The following is a 22979-nucleotide window of genomic DNA, read 5'->3' as shown; positions in this document are numbered from 1 at the left end:
ATGCTGACAGACCAGCTATGACGAGTCGGCATCTTGGTATCCACGATCCGCAGGGACAGGTCTTTCGAGACAGCCAAGGGTACGGCTTACAATCACCGAACAGGTCAGCGAGATTCTATCCTGATTAGGCACGTTGAAGATTTGGTAGCAAGCGAGTGTCCTAAACAGGGAGCCATGCGTAGACCGTCTCAGTCATGTCTACTGTGGCTATGGTCCATTTCGGCAATAAACGAAGCCCCACTTACTACTATTCGCAGTGTACCACTTAACCAGGCTTATTTCCAGAGATTAGTGCCGTAGAGAACTTTCACTTCTTGCCGTTCTTTTCGGTACTGATTAAATCGTGCAGGGTCATCCAGGTTGAGTCGTTCGCCAGTACAGTAATACTGATGTTGGTTTGTTGAGTTAAACAGGGAGTTTTGTACTTCAATAATGTCTCTATCCTCAAATCGGAAGATGACAATACCATTTACTGTTGGACCACTCACAAACGCCTTGAACTGGTCGTTAAGCCATTTTAACTCATTAATTGGGTCTTTCACGTTGCATGGTAGGTTTGAAGCAGCTACGTCGGGAGTCTCTACTCCTTTATGACAACTCACCGTAAAAAGCAACAAGCAAACTAGAGTGTATAGACGGAGCATATAGCGATTTGTTTGGATATAAACCCTGGACCCTTTCTATCCACATAGCGTTTGAATTACTTGTGGTATCCGTGAACCGTTCAGGCCTGATCGGTGGTTAAATCACGCAATTGCACCCGTTCAATAGAGTTGCCGATCCGGGCCGTTACGGTCGCTTCGTAGTTATCGACCCGGGTTTTTTCGCCTTCGCTGGGCAATCGGCCAAATCGACCCAGCAGGAGACCGGCCAGCGATTCGTAATCGCCCTGCCGGTGCAACGGGTGAGGCAGCAGGGCGTTGAGATCGTCGAGCGACTGGGTGGCCAGCACCGAATAAGTTGTCTCATTGATCTGTTCCACCATTGGGCGTTCCTCATCGGAGTCATCCTGAATTTCACCCACCAGTTCCTCCAGAATGTCTTCCATAGTCACCAGGCCCTCGGTACCTCCATATTCATTGATGACTAACGCCATGACTTTACGCTGCCGCTGCAAATCGCGCAGCAGCAGACGAATCGACTTCGTTTCCGGCACCACCAGCAACGGTTTAGCCAGGGAGCGCAGATCGACGGATGGATGCTGTCGTAGGGTGATCAGCAGGTCGCGCAGGTGGATAACGCCCAGTACATGATCCAGGTCGTCATCGTAACACAGGATTCGGGAGTATTTTTCGGCCATGACACGCTCCAGCACGAGCTGATCGAAATCATTTACATCGATCCCGAAAATGTGCGTCCTAGGCACCATAATCTGCCGGACAGTTCGATCCGAAAAATCAAAAGCTCGACCCACGATGGTCAGATCGGAAGCCGGAATCGGGTGATCCGATTCTTCGGCCTCCTCCTGACTCTGGCGCACCAAATACTTTAACTCATCCGGACTATGCACTTCATTCCCGTGAGTGGCCTGGATGCCAACCCCTTTCAGTACCGTGTTGGCGAATCCGTTCAGCACCCAGATAAAGGGGCGGAAGACGAGATAAAATCCCTGCAGGGGATAAGCGATGAGCAGTGTTGTGCTTTCTGACCGCTGAATAGCGAGCGATTTAGGGGCCAGTTCGCCAAAAACAATATGCAGCATCGTGATGAGGGCAAACGCAATGGGTAGCGAAATCTGGTGGGCCATCTCCGCGCTCAGCGAAAGACCGACCAGGTCAAACCCGGCGGTCAATAGCGCCCCCACGACCGGTTCGCCAATCCAGCCTAGTCCCAAACTGGCCAGGGTAATGCCAAACTGGGTAGCGGCTAAATACCCGTCGAGGTGCGAAAGCATATGAGTAGCCAGCCGGGCCGACGCATTGCCCGCCTGCGCTTTAAGCTCCAATTGGGACGCCCTTACTTTAACAATGGCAAATTCTGCCGCCACAAAAAAACCGTTTAGGGCAACCAGTAGCAGGGTAAACAGGAAATTGAGAAGCATGCGCGTATCAGTGAAAAAATAGCCTTACACCACTTTATTTGCGGAAGGCTACTGGTTAATAAAGGTATTCGGTTATTCCCGGCCGCCCCCCAGCGCTCTGTATAAATCGACCAAGGACAGAAACTGGGATTGTTTGGTATTAATCAGCGCCCGTTCTGCATCCAGCACCGACTGTTGAGCCGTGATTACTTCTAAATAAGTGGCGTAATTAGCCGCAAACAGGTCGTTGGACGTGGTAGCGGCCTGCCTGAGTACCGCGACTTCCTGCGTTTGTAAATTGGCCACGGCCCTGTAGTTCTCCAGCCCGTTCAGGTTACTGACCACCTCACTCACCCCCGTCACGATCGCTCGTTGGTAGGCAAAATAAGCTTCGCGGCTTTGGGCCTGCGAAATAGCCAGATTCCCTTTCAGCAAGCGTCGGTTAAATACGGGTGCGGCCAGACTGCCCAGTACACCGGCCACCAGCGACGCGGGATCGAGCAGTACCGAGGGCCGGAACGCGTTGAGGCCAACGTAGGGTGTTAGGCTCAGGCTTGGCAAAAAGTCAGCGCGGGCCACGGCTACGTCCACGTTGGCAGCTTCCAGTTCGCGCTCGGCCTGCCGGATGTCGGGCCGGCGACGGACTAACTGCGAGGGAATACCGGCCAGTACCGACGCGGGTAGTTGCTGCTCCCGAATGGAAGGCCCGCGCTTAATAGGTCCGGGATAACGACCCAGTAGCACATTGATCTGATTTTCGGTCTCAACGAGTCGCTGGCGTACCTGCCCTTCCAGGCCGCGTGTGTTCAGGAGCTGTGCGTTGAATTGCTGCACGGCCAGCTCGGTCACGCGCCCCGCCTGCTTCTGTACGTTGACCAGTTCGACCGCCTGCTCCTGCAGTTCGATGTTGTCGCGGATAATTTCCACTTCGGCGTCGTCGGCTAAAAGGGTGTAATACAGCCGGGCGATTTCAGCGGTGAGGGCAGTAAGGACCAGATTGCGGCCTTCTACGGAAGCCAGTACCCGGTTGTAGGCTGCCCTCCGACGGTTGCGAAGTTTACCCCATAGGTCCGCTTCCCACGAGGCTCGAAAACCGGTAAAAAAGTCGGGCGTGGGATTCGGAATCAGGCGGCCCCCCTTGACATTATCAGATAGGTTCGTGTCGAAATTCCCGACTCCGTTCATGGTGTAGCGGCCAAAACGGTCCAGGCCAGCCGTTGCCACCGCATCAACCTGTGGCAACAGAGCCCCCTGACTAATACCGAACGTAGCGCGGGCCACATTGATGCGCTGCAGGGCTATTTTCTGATCCAGGTTATTAACCAGGGCGGTATCAATAAGGGCGACCAGGTTGGGGTCGGTAAACAGCAACCGGAACGGCTGCTCGCCAATGCCCGATGAATCGGCATTACCCGCAAAGGATTGAGGGACTGACACCACGGGTGTGGATGTGGGCTGATGTATAGTCCGACACCCGCCAAGGCTACCGAGCACCGCACCGGCCACTAGCAAATGACGTTTACACCGTTTCATGTAAGGTAGCGTTGGTATGGGATTTCGTTTCAATTAACGGCGGGTTTTGCACTGGACGCGTTTTACTGAACCGGTTCGCCAGGCTGGCAAACACGACATACAGCCCCGGTATAATGACTAGCCCGAACACCGTGCCTACCAGCATGCCCCCCGCAGCAGCGGTGCCGATAGTTCGGTTACCGACTGCTCCCGCGCCCGTAGCGATGCAAAGTGGAATCAGACCCGCGATGAAAGCAAAGGAAGTCATCAGGATAGGCCGCAACCGGGCGAGTGCGCCTTCGATGGTTGCCGGGATGATTGACAGGCCATCGGCCCGGCGTTGATTGGCAAACTCCACGATCAGAATGGCGTTTTTGCCCAACAGTCCGATCAGCATGACCATCGCGATCTGGGCGTAGATGTTGTTTTCCAGACCCGTTACCCACAGAAAGAAAAACGCCCCAAAAACGCCCGTCGGCAGCGAGAGAATCACGGGCAGTGGCAGCAGGAAACTTTCGTATTGAGCGGCCAGAATCAGGTACACAAATACCAGACAGATCGCAAAAATATAGATCGCCTGATTGCCCGACTGCACTTCATCGCGCGAGATACCGGCCCAGTCAATGCTGTAGCCTTTGGGTAGCTTGGTGGCCGCTACGTCCTGCACGGCCCGAATGGCGCTACCGCTGCTAAATTCAGGGGCTGCCTGCCCATTGATTTCAGCCGAAGGATACATATTGTACCGGGTGGCCTGCTCCAGACCATATACCCGCTCCACGCGCATAAACGCCGAGTAAGGTACCATTTCGCCGTTTTCATTTTTCACGTACAGCTTCAGCAGATCCTCCAGTTGGGCCCGGTAGCTGGGCAGGGCCTGCACCATGACTTTATACATCTGTCCGAACCGAATAAAGTTGGTTGCATACTCCGAACCGATCAGGGTTTGCAACGTCTGCATCGCTCGTCCGACCGACACCCCCTTTTGGGCCGCTTTGTCGGGATCAACGTAGAGCATGTACTGCGGAAAGCTGGCATCGAAGATGGTAAACGTATTCTCGATTTCGGGACGATCTTCCAAATCCTTCACAAACTGCTGAACCACGGCTTCCATCTTCTTGTAGTCGCCCGTACCGGTCTGATCGAGTAACCGTAGCTCCAGGCCACTGGCATTGCCGTAGCCCGGCACGGCTGGGGGTGGAAAAAATTCAATCTTAGCGCCTTTAATGCCGTGCGTCTTTTCGGCCAGCGCTTCGATCACCTCATCGACCGATTCCGTTCGTTCATCCCAGGTTTTCAGGTTGATCAGGCAAGTACCGAAGGTGGCCCCCGTACCGTCGGAGAGGATATTGTTCCCGGCCAGCGTCGAAACGGATTTTATGGCCGGAACTCCCGTGGCTAGTTGCTGTATCTGATCAACCACCTGACGCGTTCGTTCCAGGGTAGCCCCCGCCGGGGTCGTAATGCTGGCGTAGAACGTACCCTGATCGTCGTTAGGAATAAAGCCCGGTGCGACCAGCGAACTCGTGCCCCAGACGCCCGCGCAGAAGGCGAGCAGTAGACCAAACGTCACCACCCGCCGATTGACAATAACCCGCAACAGCGATCCGTAGCGGTGGGCCAGGCTTTCATACGCTGCGTTAAAGCGGGTAAAGAAGCCCGTCAAGACCCCGGTTTTGGGGCTATCATGCCCATCGTGGCCCGGCGTATTTTTGAGGATGAGTGCGCACAAAGCCGGACTAAGGGTAAGGGCGTTGATGGCGGAGATCAGAATGGCAACGGTCATTGTCACGGCAAACTGCCGAAAGAAAATCCCCACGGGACCCGTCAGAAACATAACGGGCACAAACACGGCAATCATCACCAGGGTAATGGCCATCACCGCCCCGCCAATTTCGCTGATCGCTGCCTTGGCAGCTTCCCAGGGACTCAACCCGCCGGATGCGCCCCCGGCCCCTTCCATCTTGGCGTGAACCGCTTCGACAACCACAATAGAGTCATCGACCACCACGCCGATGGCCAATACGAGGGCGAAGAGTGTGATGAGGTTGATGGAGAAGCCAAAAAGCTGCATAAAAAAGAAGGTACCAATCAGGGCGACCGGCACGGCAATAGCGGGAATGAGGGTTGACCGCCAGTCCTGCAAAAACAGGAATACGACCAGGGCTACCAGAAAGAAGGCTTCAATCAGTGTTTTGATTACTTCGTGCACCGATGCGTCCAGAAAGCGCGACACGTCATAGGTGATTTCGTAATCCATACCGGGGGCAAAACGGGTCTGTTTCAGTTCCGCCATCCGGGTTTTGATACCGGCAATGACTTCGCTAGCGTTCGAACCAGGTAGCTGTTTCAGCATAATAGCGGCCGATGGCCGACCATTGTGCTTGGACACAACGTCATAATAGGTCGTGCTGAACTCAATATCAGCCAGGTCTTTTAGCCGCAGCAGTTCACCATCGGCGTTCGCTTTGAGGGGAATATTGCCGTACTGCTCCTCGGTGGTGTATTTGCCCGTGTATTTTAGCACATACTGAAGGGCCTGTCCCTGCTTGTCGGAGCTTTCACCCAACTTACCGGGAGCCGCTTCGACGTTCTGCTCCTGTAGCCGTTCGACCACTTCTTCCGCCGATATGTTGTAGGCCATCATGCGATCCGGTTTGAGCCAGACGCGCATGGCATATTCCCTAGCTCCCATGATATCGGCATACCCAACGCCCTTGATGCGTTTTAGCTCAGCCAGTATGTTGATATCGGCGAAGTTGTAGAGGAACTTCTCATCCAGGGCGTCATGGCTGCTGAAAACGTTCAGATACATCAGCATCGAATTTTCTTCCTTGGCAATCTTCACCCCGTTTTTAATAACCTCCGAGGGCAGTTCGGCCATGACGGCGGCAACCCGATTCTGCACGTTTACTGCCGCTACGTCGGGGTCAGTACCCACCTCAAAGATGACCTGTACGACGCTTACACCATCGTTGGTGGCATCGGATGACATATACTTCATGCCCGGAACGCCATTAATAGCCCGTTCGAGGGGGGTGATAACCGCTTTAACCGACGTTTCGGCGTTAGCGCCCGTGTATTCGGTGGTGACGTTAACTTCGGGAGGGGCCACCGACGGAAATTGCGTCATCGGCAACTGCGTCATGGCTAACAGACCCAGCAGCGTAATGATCACCGAAATGACAATAGCCAGTACCGGGCGCTCAATGAATTTTGAAAACATAGTGGTCCGCCATTGCGGTTGTTGAACGGTTGAGAGTTACTGCTTGGCCAATTGAGACCTGAGTTGGGGCGCTGAAACCAGGTGCGGTTCGATTAGATCGCCTTCCTTCACCGTCTGAATCCCTTCATACAGGATACGGTCCGAAGCGGTCAGGCCTGATTGGACGACATAGAGCTGAGGCAGACGAAGTTTGGGTACGAAACGTTGCATGTGTACTTTATTGTCAGCGCCCACAACAAACACAAACAGCTTGTCCTGCAACTCGAAAGTTGCTTTCTGGGGAATAAGCACAGCGTCCGTCACGGCCTGATTCATCCTGACCTTCCCGCTCGAACCGTGTTTCAGCAAGTTTTTGGGATTAGCGAAGCGGGCCCGGAAGGCGATATTACCCGTATTCCGGTCGATCTGCCCGTCGATTTTCTCAATACTGCCCTTACTGGTGTGCAGTTGATTATTAGCCAGCAGCAGGGACACATCCCGTTTATGGACTGCATCGTTAGCCGTAACAAAATCCAGGTATTCCCCTTCGGGTACGTTGAAGTAAGCAAACACCTGTCGATTGTCCGATAACGTCGTCAGTAACGTTCCCCCTTCCACCAGACTGCCCACCTTGTTGGGGATCCGGTCCACTACGCCGTCGAAGGGTGCCCGTAATTGAGTCAGCGTCAACTTGAGTCGCGCCCCGGTTTGGGCCGTCTTAGCCTCATCGACCTTCGCTCGTAAAGCCGACAGTTTCGCCTGGGCCTTTTCCAGTTCAATCTCAGAAATGACCTTTTTGGCCGTCAATAGCGAAACGCTCTTAACCTCTACCTCGGCGGTTTTAGCTTCCGCCATCGCATTGTTGAGACTGGCCGTAGCCCGCATTAATTCTTCGCGGTATTCGGGATTATTGACCGTGAAGAGCAACTGACCCTTATGGACGAAAGCCCCTTCATCGACGTAGATGTGGTCCAGATAGCCTTCAATTCGGGATCGGATTTCTACGTTCTGTACCGCCTGAATGTCGGCAACGTAATCTTTGGCGTAGAGTGTATCCGTCACGATGGGCTGTACGACGGAGTATTTTTCAATTTTCGCTGTCTCCTGCTTTTTCTCGGTTGTGCACGCTGTCAGTAACGAAACAGACACACAAAACGGCAGGACAAGCGTCGTCAATCGGACCCGGCGAATGCGGGCCACTGGTTGAACAAGCATGTTCGTTAGGAAAAAATAAAAATGGATTGAAAAAAAGACGTGCCCGGACGGGCAAGCCGAGTTTGCCTGAGCAAACGGCATTCTACGCATGGCCAGGATTGACCAGCATACCAATGACTGCCGTTACGTTATTACGCGATTTGGCCGAGCCGCCGTTGCGGGGGTGGGGTCGTGATCTCTGACGGGTTGGACAGGTAACTAATACCGGTATAAGCCATCAGAATGGGGAGCCGAAAGCTCGCTACAGGATTCACAAGATAAACGATAACCGGCCCAGGAATCGACCAGTCCATGAAGATTTTGGTGAGTTGATCTTCTTCTTCGTCCGACTCGTCGTGTTCAGGTACTGCGTCGTTCAGGCCAAAGCCTACTTCAAGCACCAGTTCAAAGAAGCTTTCAATTTCATTGAAAGACAAGTCTTCCCGGTATTCGCCCTGGCTGTTAGGCGATACATACCCATCGGGCGCATCGATGCTGACGTTGATGACATAAAAGGCCATCAGCAGGCAGAACAGTCGGTGCCAGATTGGGTTGTGTATACGCTTCTTTTGCATGATCACCGGGATGGATCGTAACAAATATAACGCGAAGTAAGACCTAATGCTTTAATTCATTTTTAATCGAAAATAATTGTTTGAATCCTGCTAGATTTTGCTGGCATAGTTAAATTCTCCGCTCTTTTCCAGCCTTTCTTGCTGGGACACCATTTGTCAAAAGAAGTTTTAGTACTCACTAAATAAAAATTTATCAGGAAACTCTCTTCTAGAGAATCCCGCTGTAGGACGGCGATTCAGGAGAGATTGCCTAACGGATTATTTTCAGGATCGGACAACTGTCAACACTTTCATAACGGGTCAATGGGCACCAGCCTCACAGAAAAGCTCATTTGTGAGACGAAGGGGCTTCATGTGTCTGCTCATTACATAGGGCATTTCAACATACACGTTCTATATTCACTGCCAGGAACAGTTGACTGTTCACCATCGTATGGGTTGCCTTCAATTGATTTGCGCCGTGAAAAGTACATTTTTGTGGTTGTATGTTGACGTCATTACCAGATATGCATTATGCATAAGATTAATTCATTACCCGAGGAATTCAGCCAAAATAGTCGATTACCTATCCGTATCGTTTCCCCCGATTTCGGCCATTTAGCTCTCCAGAACAGCGATACGTATAAACTCCCCCACCGGTTACCCTACTACTTCTTTCTGTTTATCCAGCAGGGGGCTACTCAGTATGGCGTTGACGGCGGAACGCTTACCCTCGGCCAGCATGAATTAGTTTTCTCGTTGCCGCATCAGATTCAACACATGCCGATCAGCCTACAGGCAAAAGAGTACTATAAATTAGGCTTTGATGACCACTGCCTGGCTCGATTACCGAAACAATACCCGTTCCTGCTCAATCCACTTAATCAACAAAAAATAAGGTTTTCTGCCACTACTGCCAGGAGGCTGCAAGCGATATTTGAACTACTCCAAGGCTTATTAGCTGTTTTAGATACGGACCCTGAACTTATCCTGGCCCACCTCAATAGCCTGTTGACGGAAATCAATACGGCATATTTTTCAGCTGATGCTAAGCCTGCCGACCAACAAATGACAAAGTATATCGCCTTCCAGGTATTCGTTGAAAATAACCTGACGGAGCATCCAACCATCCGTCATGCTGCCCAGGAACTCGCCCTAAGTACGGATCGGTTGAATCAGCTGGTCAAGCATTATTCGGGCCTCTCCCCCAAAGAGTTCATTAACCACCGACTGATTCTGGAGGCCAAGCGCCGGTTGCATTATGGCGGACGGACCTCCGTCAAGGAGTTAGCCTTCGAGCTTGGCTTTAGTGACCCCAGTTATTTTTCCCGCTTGTTCAGGAAGATCACCGGGAAGACGGTGGCGGCTTTCTTTCAGGATTTGTCCGCATCTTAACGGTTTTTGTCCGGCTCCATTGCCTGACTTCTCCAGAGCTTTGTCTTCATAAACGAACGACTAAAATGATGACTAATCAACTGGGGAAACTATTAGTAACCGGTGTGACCGGCCTTGTGGGGGAGCGCCTGCTCCAGCGTCTTGCCGATGCGGGTATGGACTGCCGCGCGCTGGTGCGAGCCGGAAAGCCTGTTCCGGCCGGTGTGTCGGCAATAGAAGGCGATCTATTCGATTCTACATCGCTCAGCGAGGCCGTGAAGGATGTGTCAGCCATTATCCATCTAGCCGCAGTATTTCGCACGCAAGACACGGATCTGATCTGGAAGAGCAATCTGGAAGGAACGCGCAACCTGATCGAGGCCGCAAAAGTCCATGCCCCTACCGCCCGTTTCATTCTGGCCAGTACGACCAACGTTTACAGCGCAACGAACCCGCATCCGGGTCGCGAAGACGATGACGTTGCTCCCCACCAGGCCTACCCAGCCAGTAAGGTGGCGGCTGAGCGGGAACTACGCGACAGTGGGCTCAACTGGGTCGTTCTGCGATTTCCATTTGTCTATGGTGACGGGGATGGCCATTTAGACTCGCTGCCCCGTTATGCCATTGCCGGCAAATGGCATCCCGCCATGCGAATGAGTACCATTCACCACCGCGACATCGCTACGGCGATGAAACTGGCTTTAGCTGGGGTGATGGATGGGAAAACCGTCAATATCGCGGATGAAGCCCCTACATCGATTTACGAATTAGCCCAATTGGTGGGCGTACAACTGGAATCCTCCTCCGAACCGCTGGTGAATCCCTGGTACCTGTTGAGTGACAGTTCATTGGCTCGCAGTCTGGGCTTCCAACCGGTGGTCAGGACGGTTTATCAGGCGATGCAGGAGCAAATTATGTAATGTCGGTCTGGAAGAGGGGTTTAGAGAAAAAATATTATCCCGAAAAATGGCTGACGGCTCTGTACTTATCGCTTTACACGTGCTGGATAGCCGCCAGCAGAATACGAAAACGCCTTGGCCAATCATTAGATCGGCCAAGGCGTTTATAAAACACCTTATCCTTCAAGGGCTTACCGGCGAACTACACTTGGGGGCGATCCCAGAAAGCAGGTGGTTCTACGCCCAGGGTGCGCAGGTAAACATAAGCCTGACCCCGGTGATGAATTTCATTGTCGATCAGATAGAAAAGAAACCAGTAGATTGGTCCTTCATAAAGACCAAACGCCTTGTCGACCTCCTGGAAACGAGCGGGCGGAATCAGTGGCCAGTGGGCATTAATCGTTTCGGTTACCCGATCCCACTGGTCCAGTACTTGCTGCTTCGTCGTGGCTTTGGGAGATGCCTCCTCCCCCTCGCCAAAGGAAGGCCACTGGCCCGAAACAACGCCCTGCATGCTCTGGTCGGCCATTTGCAGGATTTCATCAACCAGCGCCGAGCAAGGGCGCATGCCGCCCAGGGCATACGAAAAGAAGTGCTCGTCGGGGTAGGTTTCGATCAATCGGCGGGTGAGTTGCCGGTGTCCCTGCCAATGAGCAAGAAGTTGCTGGGGTGAGACGACGATCTGCTCGATCGTTTGGTTAAGCTGCGCTGTATTTTCCATGGTCTGCTATTGATTGACGTTATCAATTAATTAACAAGACAAAGAAAAGCCAGGGCAGTGACAACGGTATGTCAGCAGTGAACTTGGTCGGCTGTATTTAATCAACCTGAGCCCTACCCGCTGTAATGTCAGTTGATCGAAGCGATTCAAGCTACAAACCTAGCCGCTATCAAGCCGACGTACTTCCTCTTTCGCATGGCATACCGGGCATAAGTCGAAAACTGGCCTTTTGGGTTGGTTATGGCCAGCTTGAACGCCATAGATACTGCCGCTGTTCAGTTTGCCCCGAAAAGTTGCCGTTTAAATTGCCTTGGGCAGATGCGTTCAATGGAACGAAAGGCACTACTGAAGTGTGTCAGGCTGTTGAAGCCTGACTCGTAGCAGGCATCGCTGATCGACTTGCTCGGATTGCTTAAAATAGCTTTCGACAGCTGAATGCGCTCGGTTAAAATAAATTGGGCTGGCGAAACGCCCAGTTCACTTTTGAAACGTCGAAAAAAGTGTGATTTCGACAGGCAGGCTTTGTCACTCAACTCCTCAACAGTCAAGGCCCGCGTCAGATTTTCCCGGATATACGCCACGACATATGCCAACCGGTTCGTATTGAGGTGTTGACTTGTCTGAAGAAGAAGTCCCGTTCGTACCTGGGTTTGCGACAGACGGACAATGAGCTCACGAAGGGTATTTTTGATAAAGAAGGGCTTGAAGGGGTTGTTTTCCCGAAAGAGCCGAATCAGTTTATCCGTGAGCGAACTGATTTCAGGATCGTTTTGCAGGAGGTAGTTGTCAACATCCAACTGCCACTCATTGACGGCTTCAACCCTGGGCACTTGTTCATTGAGTTCGGCAATGGTTTCCCGAATAAACTCATCGGCGATCGTCAGGGCCAGACAACGCGTTGGCTCATCGGTGGTGGCATCGGGAAAATCAATCTGCATCAGCCGGTCAGAGGGCAGCAACAACGACTCGCCGGGCTGGTAATTAAACGGCTCCATCTCGCGCAGATGCATCACTTTGCGTCCGCTCAGCATACTGGTCATAACGGGCGCATTGAACCGCAACTGAATTAACTGAGCTGGCTGAAACGTCTCATACAAGTGTAACTCAGCCGAATCATGGTTCAGGGTCAGTTTATTCTCTACCAGCGTGTCTAACCGGTTACCCCATGCGCTGACAGCTTCCTTTTTCTCTGCTTTTCCGGTATGTCTCATACGATCGCCGATGGTAGTATTTCGTAAGTTTATGAGAGTATAACGCAACTAAACTTGGACAATTTCGGCAAAATTTGTGAAGAAGTTAATTAATCACAAAAAACCTTTTTTCAGCCATGCAAACTGCAGAAGCACCGAGCAAGATTATGCCCCGGCCGATGTTCAAGACTCAGTACGAGAATTACATTGGTGGAAAATGGGTCCCCCCCGTTGGTGGGGAGTATTTTAACAACGAATCGCCGGTCGATGGCAGCCTGATTGCTAAAATGCCCCGTTCAAAAGCAGCCGATGTCGATTTGGCTGTCGATGCAGCGCATAAGGCGTTTGAGACCTGGGGGAAAACGTCGGTAACCGAACGTAGCAAAGTACTCCTGCAGATTGCCGACGTCATTGAGCAGAACCTGGAATTTCTGGCCCGCGTAGAAACGGTCGAGAATGGAAAAGCCCTCCGCGAAACGATGGCGGCCGATATGCCGCTGGTGGTTGATCACTTCCGCTATTTTGCCGGCGTCATCCGGGCGGAAGAAGGGTCGGCAACCGAGCTCAACGCCGATACGCTATCGCTGATCATTAAGGAGCCCATTGGGGTAGTTGGCCAGATTATTCCCTGGAATTTTCCCTTGCTGATGGCTACCTGGAAACTGGCCCCCGCTCTGGCGGCTGGTTGCTGCGTCGTGATCAAACCAGCCGAGCAAACGCCTACGTCGCTGGCCGTTCTGTTCGAATTACTGGAAGGGATCGTGCCTGCGGGTGTAGTCAACATCATCCAGGGGTTTGGTCCGGAAGCCGGCAAACCCCTCGCCCAGCACAAACGCATCAACAAAGTAGCGTTTACGGGCGAAACCACAACGGGGCGGCTGATTATGCAGTATGCATCCGAAAACCTGATTCCGGTCACGATGGAGTTGGGAGGTAAATCGCCGAACATTTTCATGAAATCCGTGGCCGATCAGGACGATGAATTCTTCGATAAGTGCGTCGAAGGAGCCGTCATGTTTGCGCTCAATCAGGGCGAAATCTGTACCTGCCCTTCGCGCCTGCTGGTGCAGGAAGACATTTACGACAAGTTTATGGAGCGGGTTATCCAGCGCACCAAAGCCATTAAACTGGGCCATCCCCTCGATCCTGAAACCATGATGGGTGCGCAGGCCAGCAATGATCAATACGAGAAAATTCTGTCGTACATCGACATTGGCAAACAGGAAGGTGCCGAGGTGCTGACGGGTGGTGGTCCGGCCAATAGTGTCGAAGGCGGGTTCTACATCCAGCCGACTATTTTCAAAGGCAACAACAAGATGCGGATCTTCCAGGAAGAAATTTTTGGACCGGTGTTGTCGGTCACGACGTTCAAGGATGCCGACGAAGCGGTAGCGATTGCCAATGATACACTGTATGGACTTGGTGCAGGCTTCTGGTCGAGGGATGCGCATGAGCTGTATACCATTCCCCGTCAGATTCAGGCGGGCCGTGTCTGGGTAAACTGCTACCACGATTACCCGGCTCATGCGCCGTTCGGCGGCTACAAAAAGTCGGGCTTCGGCCGGGAGAACCACCTGATGATGCTGAACCACTATCGCCAGGTCAAAAACCTGTTGATCTCTTACAGCAAAAATAAATTAGGCTTCTTTTGATTAATTATGACTGAGCGAATGATAGAATGAGTGAATGGTATCGCAGCCTATATTCACTCATTCTATCATTCGCTCAGTCGAAAATAATCTTCTTATGACGACGCAAACCACTTCGCGCGTTGACGTCACACCGGCTGCTGCTGAGGTGATCAACAAAGTTCGGGCAGAACACGGGCCCCTGATGTTTCATCAAAGCGGGGGCTGCTGCGACGGCTCCTCACCGATGTGTTTTGCTAAAGGCGAATTCCGAATTGGCCAGTCCGACATTTTGCTGGGCCAGATTGAAGGATGCGACTTCTGGATGTCGAGCGATCAGTTTGACTATTGGCAGCATACGCACCTGACCATCGACGTAACACCCGGACGCGGGGCCAGTTTTTCACTCGAAATTCCCCTGGGCGTTCGTTTTTTGATTCGATCCCGACTATTTGAACCGGACGAAATCGAGCATCTGGCACCTGTGCATGCCGGGCCGCTGGACGGCGAGTAACCGTTATTAGTTTGTCGTCTGTCAGGACGGGATCGCTTCTCGTGCGTAGCCCGCTTAGGGTAACGACAAACCAGCACAGCCGCTAACTAACTATTTGACCATCAGTCTCATTTTCGACGTTCATTGCTGTACATTCGGTTAGTTTTCACTAAACCAATTACGGATATGAATATTCTGAATCGCGTTGAAAACTGGGGCGACACGCATCATCCGGCGTGGACAGATGCCCTCCGCATTGTGCTGGGCGTTATTCTGGTGCTAAAAGGCGTAAGCTTTATCAGCGACACGGCTTATCTGACCCGATTAGTGGGTGGCCTTCATTTTGGCCTTTTCCCGGTTATTCTGGTTCACTACGTTACGTTTGCTCATTTGATGGGCGGCTTCCTCATCGCCGTTGGCTGCCTGACACGTCTGATGACCCTCATTCAATTACCAATTCTGGTCGGTGCACTCTTCTTCGTTAATATCCGGCAGGGGTTCTCGCCAATGAATTCAGAATTGTGGTTGTCGGTCATTGTGTTGCTGTTGTTAGTCCTGTTTCTGGTGCTTGGGTCCGGACGGTTTTCAATGGACGAGTATGTAAAACAACACGCCCGCTAATGCGTTGAGGGGGTAATAACTAAACTCATCAGCGTTATGGCAGACAAAACCCTGGAAAAAGTCGAAGAATCGTACGAAGGCCAGCGGATTACCGACAACCAGGACAACGGTACGGGACACGGGCAAACAGGAAACGGCCGGAGTTCAACAGCGCACAAAAGCTCTCATAAAGGCAGCCGCAGTGCGGGTGGATCAACGGGTGGTAGCAAAGGGGGCAGTAAGTCAAATTGATAAGAACGCGAACAGCGTCGATTAACGTAACGCAGAAGGCCCGTTTGATACGGGCCTTCTGCGTTAAAATATATAACGGATTTCGCACCACGAGATTTCCTCGCGGACCATATCCTCAAAAACAGCAATCATTTTCCGCTTCAACTGGTGATTGTAGCGGATATTCCAGCCCCCAAACTGACTTACTTTACTCTCCTGCAATTCGGGTACCCACAGCAGTTCTTCCGCCTTCGGATTGATGGCCAGATTGGCCTGGTGCTGCCACTGATTGTGCGTCAGAAAAATAACTTCGCACTTGAGCTGCGCCCGAACATCCGGCCGAAGGGCATCGTCAAGTTGTCGGAACAACTCGCGGTAGTCATTCCGCCACGCTTTCTTATCGCCATCCGGACCACTGTAAACGATTACCGGCGAGAAATTAACGTGTACTTCATACCCGGCATCATAAAAGTCGTTGATTGCGGCAATCCGTTTTTCAATACTGTCCGTGCGCACATCAACCAGTTTGCTGACATGACTGGGCATCAAACTAAACCGGACACGGATTTTCCGCTTCGGATCGAAGTCCAGCAGAAGCGGATTAACAAACTTGGTCGCGAAAGTAGCTTTGGCACGGGGATGATCACGGTAAAATTCGAATACCTGCTGAATGCCATCCGTCAACCCATAATCCACGGAAATATCGGAATTACAGCCAATGTCATACGTCCAGTACGTGGCGTCCGTCTGGTTAATGGGTTTAGGCCAGGCCAGCGAATTGACGTGTTTATCGATACTCGCCAGGTTCTCATCAATGTTGGTAAAAAGTGTAATCGGGTTGACCGTCTTGTGCCGGTCGACGTAACAATAGGTGCAGGCACCAAAACAGCCATTGGCCAGACTTGGCGCGATATAATCTGAACTACGCCCACTCCACTTAATGTCCTGGGTTTTGAGCCGCCCCAACACCAGCACATCGGACTTGACTTTAAAGTGATTCAACCCCAATTCCGGCAAGCGGTTGTGCTGCTTCACCTCCAGGGTTTCGGCATTCGGGAACTGCGCCAGCACTGCCTCCCCCCGCTCATTGAGGGCATCGGCCGTATAAAGAATCATTGATGGATTGAAATCAGGCATAAATACTGGTAAGAGTTGGTATTTGTATAACACCCGGGAGTAGTTTATTGTTCACCACCTGACTTATCAAACATATTGATAATCAATCTACTATGATCTTTTTTCTATAATTTCGTGAGAGCAGGTTCTCACTGACTCGGCTCAGAATAGTAGTCAATCTTAGGGGTTTCAGTTGTTTATCTACCTTTGTAATAACCTATCATTTACGATTTGTACCTACACCTTACTCAAACAGAATTTGGAACTCCGTCCAGCCGCTGGCTTCCGTCCGAAGGGAGAACGATAGTTTGTGGTTGAGCAGAATTTCGCGGGTAAGTGTCAGGCCAATGCCTTGCCCGTCAGGCTTAGTACTGAAAAACGGATTGAACAGATTAGCCGTAATTTCATCGGGAATCGGGTCACCATTGTCCCGAATGAGCAGGTAACGAGTGGTGCTGATGACTTCTATGCGCTGGCCTTCCCGGCAGACGTCGAGCGCGTTTTTGACGACATTGATCAGGACTTGTTCCAGTTGATCCCCATCGACTAACTTAACATTTTTTTCGGCAGCAACAGCCGTCAGCAATACACCCCGTCCAACGGCTTGTGGCTGCATCAGTTGAACGACATTACAGACGAGCTCGCTTAAATTAACGGGTCTTAGCTGGGGTTGCGGCAAGCGAACAACGTCGGAAAAGCGGCTCATGAAGCGATTCAGACGGTCATTCCGCTCGATAGCCACCCGAATGGCGTGTTTTACATCGGGCTCATTGACATAGGATTGCGTACTGTCGAGAATGGAATTTACGGCGCCAATCGAGTTATTGACCTCGTGCGCCATCATCCGGATAACCTTGCTGTACGATTTTTTTTCCGTAGCAAGGATCTCCGGCGTCAGTTCTTCGATGATAAGAAACGACCGCCGAAACCCCCGATCCATAAAGTAGGATCGCAACACTTTATACGTCTCGATGCCGTTCGGCTTCATAATGCGCGCTTCGCCATCGGCCAGGTCGGCGACCTGAGCCAGCAGTGAATAGCCCAGTTCCGACAATCGTTTGGCAATAATTTTATCGGACTCCATGCCCAGTAATTGGCTGGCTCTGGGGTTGACGGAAGCAATGCGGTCATCGAAATCAAAAATCAGAATGGCAATGGGCGCAGCGTCGATGAGTTTGTTCAGAAAGAATTGCTGTTCCACCTGCCGTGTCCGCTCGTGCCGAAGCTGGTCGATCATTAAGTTGTACACCGTAATAAGGTCATCGACCTCCTGGTTGCCGGTTGGCACAAACTTAACCGTAAAGTCCTTATCCTGAATGGCTTCAATGCCCGACGCGATAAACTCCGACGGTTGCCGAAACGCCTGATACAGGCGAACAGCGACCAGAATGGAGAGCAGGATAAGCAATTCTGACGCAATAAATACAAGTTTATTTTCGCGCAGTACCCACCAGGTCAACCCAATCAGCACGAGATGAACGGCAATGATGTAAATCAGGAAACGGGTGCGCAGGGGTAGGTTCATTCCTCGGTTGTGTAGGGAATGCCAAATTTCTCCAATCGGCGGTAGAGCGCAAAACGGGTAATACCCAACGCACGGGCGACTTTAGCCACCCGGTTCTGGTGAAATGCCATGGCCCGGTGGATCATCTGGTACTCCATTTCTTCCAGTGTCATACTGCCAACCGGTGGCAACGAACTGGCGGCCGTAACCACCGACGTAGCATTTGGTGTCAGGTTGCGCTCGAAGTCATCTACCTGCAACTCGTTGCCTGACGAGAGGAGAACCGTCCGCTCCACGACATTCTTAAGCTGGCGGATATTGCCGGGCAACGCCAGACCTTTAAGCCATTTCTGCGCTGGCGCACTGATCCGCAAGTCGGGACGCCCGTAAATAACTTTTAGATTATCAACGAAATACGCAACCAGCAGAGGAATATCGCCGGGGCGTTCGCGCAGGGCGGGCAACCGCACGGAGATCAGGTTGATCCGGTAGAATAAATCCTCCCGAAACTGGCCCTTACTGACCATTTCTTCCAGATTGCGGTTGGTGGCGCAGATCACCCGCACATCGACCGTTCGGGATTTGCTGCTTCCCAGCGGCTCAAACGTTCGGTCCTGTAATACGCGCAGCAATTTTACCTGACTTGCCGGGTCCAGATCGCCAATTTCATCCAGGAAAATAGATCCTTTGTTGGCCAATTCGAATCGCCCGACACGGTCCGTTTTTGCATCGGTAAACGCCCCCCGAACATGCCCGAACAATTCACTTTCGAACAGGGTGGACGAGATACCGCCCAAATTCACTTTCACGAACGGCTGCCGATGCCGCCGGCTGTTTTGATGAATAGCCTCGGCAATGAGTTCTTTACCGGTACCACTTTCACCAGTGATCAACACGGGCGCATCGGTTGGCGCTACCCGCCCGATGGTCGTCAGGATGGTCAGCAGATTGGCGTCTTCACCAACGATATTATCAAATTTAAACTGCTGATCGAGCTTACGCCGATTGGGTGACGCGGGGATTGCCTGCGCCAGATTCAGGGCGGTTCGCACCGACTGCACGAGGTGATCGTTCTGCCAGGGCTTGGTAATAAAATCCCGCGCCCCCGCCTTCATGCCTTCCACGGCGAGGTCGATACTCCCCCACCCCGTGATGAGAATGACCGGCACCGCAGGCAACCGCTCCCGAATCCGGCGCAACAGGCGCAGGCCATCGTCGCCAGAGGTATCTACCGAAAAATTCATGTCGAGTAGTATCAGCTCGGGCGTTTCTTCGGCCAGTATTTCAATCGTTTCAAATGGCCCATCGGCCACGCGTACGGTAAACCCTTCTTTCCTGAACAGCAGCGAAAGAGACGTCTGAACGGCAATATCGTCGTCAATAATGAGAATCATATTTTTTGTGTAGAGACGCAAATAGGCGTCTCTATTCCTGTGCATCAGCAAAACCATCCGGTCAACAGGAGACGCAAATAGGCGTCTTTACTCTTCGTGCAGGGCGGTAGCGGGCTGAATCATGGCTGCCTGCCGACTTGGGAAAAGGGCACATACGGTAACGAGCCCATAGATAACCGCAATGGAAATACCGATAGCGGCCATGTAAATTCCTGCCTGTAGGTCAAATACATGTAGCAGCGGAAACTGAGCGGCAAACAGCAAACCAATCAACATGGCAAAGGTAGCCAGCACCCATATTTCACCAACGAATTGCGTAGAGATTCCCTGTCCGGTGGCGCCCAGCGCCCGGCGCAGCCCGATTTCGCCCCGGCGTTTGGCAATACTCAGGTTCAGCACCCCAAACAGACCCAGGGCCACATTGATCAGCAGGAAAGTACTGATGATGAGGAAGATAATAACCGGCACCAAGGTAAGGTTCTGCTGCTTTTTCCGGGCATCGGTTAAGTGGTCGACCTCCACACTCCAGTCTTTTGCCATCGCCGAAATATCGTTGACAAGTTTAGCTTCAAAAACCGCGTCGGTACCCGGTTTGACCCGTACGATCATTGTGTGGTTCCAGTCATTATTCTCGTCCAGTTGTTCGAACAGGGCTGGCTGGTTGCTCATAAACTCACCTTTCCCCTTAAAATTACCCACTACGCCGATTACTTTCCAGGTTTTATTGATGATCTTCCCAAGCGGATTTTCCGTACCGAACAATTCTTCGACTGCCTTTTGATTCAGAACAACGGGCTTGAATTTCCCGACGCTATCAGCCGCGTGGTACCACCGGCCCGCCAGGACCGGAATCTCAAGGGTGTTTGCAAAATTTCCGTCAGTTACATAGAAGTCGGCCTGCGTATGGCGTTTTTCGTAGTCGATACCATTGCTCATGCTACTCGACGAAAAGGGGAAATTATTACTTGCCCGGGAAGCCGATTCCACTTCGGCATAGCCCTTCAATCGTTGTAGAATGGCGTTTGATTTCTGAGCAATTTCGGTGGTATCCTGGTTGTTCTGCAACCCGATAGCCCAGACGTTCTGATACACGAACCCCAGCGGCTCCCGATAATTTCTGACGTTGAACACGATCAGCGACATTAGCCCAAAGAGTACCATAAAAGAAGCCCAGATCTCTACGATCAGCAGCGCGTGGGTCTTCTTCTTATTCCAGATTAATCTAAACAGATGAGGAATCATATTAATGAGCGAAAAATGAATGAGCGAAAAAGTGCAGGGTAATCCTTCTGCTCTTTATGATTTGAGTGCTTCGGCAATGCTAAGTTTCGACATGCGAAGGGCGGGTACCACACCCGACAGGAGACCAAACAACAGGCAAACGATCATACTGACAATGAACACGTTGGCATTGATGGTCAGGTCGGCATAGGCGATCCAGCCACTTGAATTGATCAATTGAATGGCGAAAAATGTCAGTACCAGCGCGATGGCTCCACCAATAAAAGTGATAAAGACATTCTCGATAATAAACTGCCAGACGAGGGTACGGATGGGTGCGCCAAAGGCTTTGCGTATCCCAATTTCGGAGGCTCGCTCCAGAATACGACTCACGTTTACATTCACCAGATTGATAGCAGGTAAGCCCAGTAGCATGAACAGAATGAAGGCGATAATGCCGTAAAATATAGTTTTCAGACCAGGTCCGCCATCCAGTATCTGTCCGATAATGTTTTCTGCATACGGTTCGCAGGGCACTTCCAGAATATCAAACCTAAACCCATCTGACACGGCGGGTAAGGGAATCCGGTTGATCCGGTCCTGAAATTCCGCCTGAATGGCCGGCAGGTCAGCCTCCGCTTTCGCCTGTATGATGGCGATGAAATTCCCTCGGAAACCAACGTTCTGGTAGTTGCTTTTAGGAGCCGTGTAGGGAAAGTAAACGTCCGCATAAGTAAAAAAACGGGTAAGCGGACTTCCCTTCACCACACCAATTACTTTGTAATGAATGTTCTCAATTTCGACATCCTTGCCCACAGCCGATTCGTCTGAATTACTGAAATACTGCCGTTTGAAATCGTCCGTAATAACGGCGACATTCGCCCCACTGGCAATAGTCTGTTCGTTATAGGGTTTACCTTCCAGAAAGTCAAAAGTCATTACCCGCCAGAAATCGGCATCGGTAAATTTGGTGTTCATCCTGATTTTTTGCGACCCTACGTAGGCGTTCGAGCTACTGTAGAACGAACAGATCGTGACTCGCTCGGGTGTTTTCAGTGACTTGGCATACTCGGTCAGGAATTTGTAACTCATCGGCCCTCCATTTCGGGACGTACGGGCCGAATCCCGCTGGGTCATAAACTGAATGTAGAGCGACCGGTACCGGTTCGACTCTGGATAATGACTCCCGAATAGATGGTCGATAAACGATGTCAGGACCATCAGAACGGTTAACGTCAGGCTAATACCGAAAAGAGTGATGAAGGTGTAAAATGGATGCCGCAGCAACACCTTCCAAGCGATTTTTATATAGTTAAGAAGCATAATTAAAGAGCGAAAGAATGAATGAGTGAAAGAGCGAAAGAGTTAGTGAGTGCCAGACGCGTTACTTCCGCTCTTTCACTCATTCGCTCTTTCGCCATTCATTTATAACACCTGCGTCCCGTCGAATAACCGCACTAACCGGTGGGTGCGTTTGGCCATCTGTTCATCGTGCGTAACCATGACAATGGTAGCACCGTCGTCGTTGAGCTGTTGCAGGATATTCATGATTTCGTTGCCCATGGCGCTGTCGAGGTTGCCGGTTGGTTCATCGGCCAGAATGATATCGGGATTACCGACAATGGCGCGGGCGATGGCTACGCGTTGCTTCTGCCCGCCTGATAGCTGCTTCGGGAAGTGCTTCATGCGGTTGCTCAAGCCTACTTTTGTCAGCGCTTCCTTGGCGTATTCCTGACGCGGCTTGCCATTGGTGCTTCTGTAGAGCAGTGGTATTTCTACGTTATCGAGCACCGTCAGGTCATTGATCAGGTGAAAACTCTGAAAAATAAAGCCAATTTTCTGGTTGCGCAATTTGGCGAGCTCTTTATCTCCATACTGCGTAACGGACTGTCCATCAAGCTGAACGACTCCTTTCGACGGCTCATCCAACAGACCCATGACGTTCAGAAGCGTACTCTTGCCACAACCCGACGGTCCCATGATGGAAACGAACTCCCCTTTTTTGATAGTAAGGTTGATGTTGTTGAGCGCCAGCGTCTCGATGGTGCTGGTTCGGTAAACTTTTTCGATGTTTTGTAGGCTGATCATGTTTTCAGGTTTTATTTGTGGTGGTTTTGTCATTCCGA

The 22979-nt window shown here is 51.6% G+C and carries 20 protein-coding genes; 6 read left to right on the top strand and 14 right to left on the bottom strand.

Going from position 1 to position 22979, the window contains the following annotated elements; genetic code table 11:
• Window positions 1–275: 275 nt before the first annotated feature.
• From ACYU8Y_RS04690 to ACYU8Y_RS04665, 6 genes are all read right to left on the bottom strand, one after another.
• Window positions 276–542, bottom strand: coding sequence for a hypothetical protein (locus ACYU8Y_RS04690; RefSeq protein WP_460934704.1), 267 nt, complete (start codon window positions 540–542; stop codon window positions 276–278).
• A 182-nt stretch (window positions 543–724) separates the two neighbouring features.
• Window positions 725–2041 carry a hemolysin family protein gene (locus tag ACYU8Y_RS04685; protein ID WP_460934702.1) on the bottom strand — a complete coding sequence of 439 codons (1317 nt, stop codon included), beginning with the start codon at window positions 2039–2041 and terminating at the stop codon, window positions 725–727.
• 72 nt (window positions 2042–2113) lie between these two features.
• Entirely contained in the window at window positions 2114–3553 is a 1440-nt protein-coding gene (locus tag ACYU8Y_RS04680) for an efflux transporter outer membrane subunit (protein WP_460934700.1), read from the bottom strand.
• Entirely contained in the window at window positions 3540–6755 is a 3216-nt protein-coding gene (locus ACYU8Y_RS04675; protein WP_460934698.1) for an efflux RND transporter permease subunit, read from the bottom strand. The genes ACYU8Y_RS04680 and ACYU8Y_RS04675 overlap by 14 nt, the downstream gene beginning before the upstream one ends.
• 36 nt (window positions 6756–6791) lie before the next feature.
• A complete protein-coding gene (locus ACYU8Y_RS04670; protein ID WP_460934696.1) occupies window positions 6792–7949 on the bottom strand; it encodes an efflux RND transporter periplasmic adaptor subunit in 1158 nt (385 codons plus the stop codon).
• A gap of 131 nt (window positions 7950–8080) precedes the next feature.
• Window positions 8081–8503, bottom strand: coding sequence for a hypothetical protein (locus tag ACYU8Y_RS04665; protein ID WP_460934694.1), 423 nt, complete (start codon window positions 8501–8503; stop codon window positions 8081–8083).
• A gap of 513 nt (window positions 8504–9016) precedes the next feature.
• On the opposite strand from ACYU8Y_RS04665, the gene ACYU8Y_RS04660 reads away from it, so the two are divergent.
• Entirely contained in the window at window positions 9017–9877 is an 861-nt protein-coding gene (locus ACYU8Y_RS04660; RefSeq protein ID WP_460934692.1) for an AraC family transcriptional regulator, read from the top strand.
• Window positions 9878–9942: 65 nt separating this feature from the next.
• On the top strand, window positions 9943–10776 hold the full coding sequence (locus ACYU8Y_RS04655) for an NAD-dependent epimerase/dehydratase family protein (protein ID WP_460934690.1): 834 nt from the start codon (window positions 9943–9945) through the stop codon (window positions 10774–10776).
• 181 nt (window positions 10777–10957) lie between these two features.
• On the opposite strand, the gene ACYU8Y_RS04650 is transcribed toward ACYU8Y_RS04655, so the two are convergent.
• Together ACYU8Y_RS04650 and ACYU8Y_RS04645 are read right to left on the bottom strand one after the other, a co-directional pair.
• On the bottom strand, window positions 10958–11476 hold the full coding sequence (locus ACYU8Y_RS04650; protein ID WP_460934688.1) for a DinB family protein: 519 nt from the start codon (window positions 11474–11476) through the stop codon (window positions 10958–10960).
• A 275-nt stretch (window positions 11477–11751) separates the two neighbouring features.
• A complete protein-coding gene (locus tag ACYU8Y_RS04645; RefSeq protein ID WP_460934686.1) occupies window positions 11752–12687 on the bottom strand; it encodes a helix-turn-helix domain-containing protein in 936 nt (311 codons plus the stop codon).
• Between the two features lie 116 nt (window positions 12688–12803).
• Here ACYU8Y_RS04645 and ACYU8Y_RS04640 point away from each other — a divergent pair, with 116 nt between their 5' ends.
• From ACYU8Y_RS04640 to ACYU8Y_RS04625, 4 genes are all read left to right on the top strand, one after another.
• Entirely contained in the window at window positions 12804–14318 is a 1515-nt protein-coding gene (locus ACYU8Y_RS04640) for an aldehyde dehydrogenase family protein (protein ID WP_460934684.1), read from the top strand.
• 94 nt (window positions 14319–14412) lie between these two features.
• A complete protein-coding gene (locus ACYU8Y_RS04635) occupies window positions 14413–14808 on the top strand; it encodes a DUF779 domain-containing protein (protein ID WP_460934682.1) in 396 nt (131 codons plus the stop codon).
• Between the two features lie 165 nt (window positions 14809–14973).
• Window positions 14974–15408: a DoxX family protein gene (locus ACYU8Y_RS04630; protein ID WP_460934680.1), complete on the top strand. Its 435-nt coding sequence runs from the start codon at window positions 14974–14976 to the stop codon at window positions 15406–15408.
• A 36-nt stretch (window positions 15409–15444) separates the two neighbouring features.
• A complete protein-coding gene (locus ACYU8Y_RS04625) occupies window positions 15445–15639 on the top strand; it encodes a hypothetical protein (RefSeq protein WP_460934678.1) in 195 nt (64 codons plus the stop codon).
• A 63-nt stretch (window positions 15640–15702) separates the two neighbouring features.
• Here ACYU8Y_RS04625 and ACYU8Y_RS04620 read toward each other — a convergent pair whose 3' ends face one another.
• From ACYU8Y_RS04620 to ACYU8Y_RS04595, 6 genes are all read right to left on the bottom strand, one after another.
• On the bottom strand, window positions 15703–16755 hold the full coding sequence (locus tag ACYU8Y_RS04620) for a spore photoproduct lyase family protein (RefSeq protein ID WP_460934676.1): 1053 nt from the start codon (window positions 16753–16755) through the stop codon (window positions 15703–15705).
• Window positions 16756–16978: 223 nt separating this feature from the next.
• On the bottom strand, window positions 16979–18259 hold the full coding sequence (locus ACYU8Y_RS04615; protein ID WP_460934674.1) for a sensor histidine kinase: 1281 nt from the start codon (window positions 18257–18259) through the stop codon (window positions 16979–16981).
• On the bottom strand, window positions 18256–19632 hold the full coding sequence (locus ACYU8Y_RS04610; protein WP_460934672.1) for a sigma-54-dependent transcriptional regulator: 1377 nt from the start codon (window positions 19630–19632) through the stop codon (window positions 18256–18258). Before ACYU8Y_RS04610 ends, ACYU8Y_RS04615 begins: the two co-directional genes overlap by 4 nt.
• Before the next feature lie 87 nt (window positions 19633–19719).
• A complete protein-coding gene (locus ACYU8Y_RS04605) occupies window positions 19720–20874 on the bottom strand; it encodes an ABC transporter permease (protein WP_460934670.1) in 1155 nt (384 codons plus the stop codon).
• Window positions 20875–20928: 54 nt separating this feature from the next.
• Window positions 20929–22176, bottom strand: a complete 1248-nt coding sequence (locus ACYU8Y_RS04600; protein ID WP_460934668.1) for an ABC transporter permease — start codon at window positions 22174–22176, stop codon at window positions 20929–20931.
• Between the two features lie 102 nt (window positions 22177–22278).
• Window positions 22279–22941 carry an ABC transporter ATP-binding protein gene (locus ACYU8Y_RS04595; protein ID WP_460934666.1) on the bottom strand — a complete coding sequence of 221 codons (663 nt, stop codon included), beginning with the start codon at window positions 22939–22941 and terminating at the stop codon, window positions 22279–22281.
• Window positions 22942–22979 lie beyond the last annotated feature (38 nt).

The organism is Spirosoma humi, assembly GCF_054776575.1.
The sequence above is the reverse complement of the archived record's forward strand: the minus strand, read 5'-3'. Positions and strand labels throughout refer to the sequence as shown.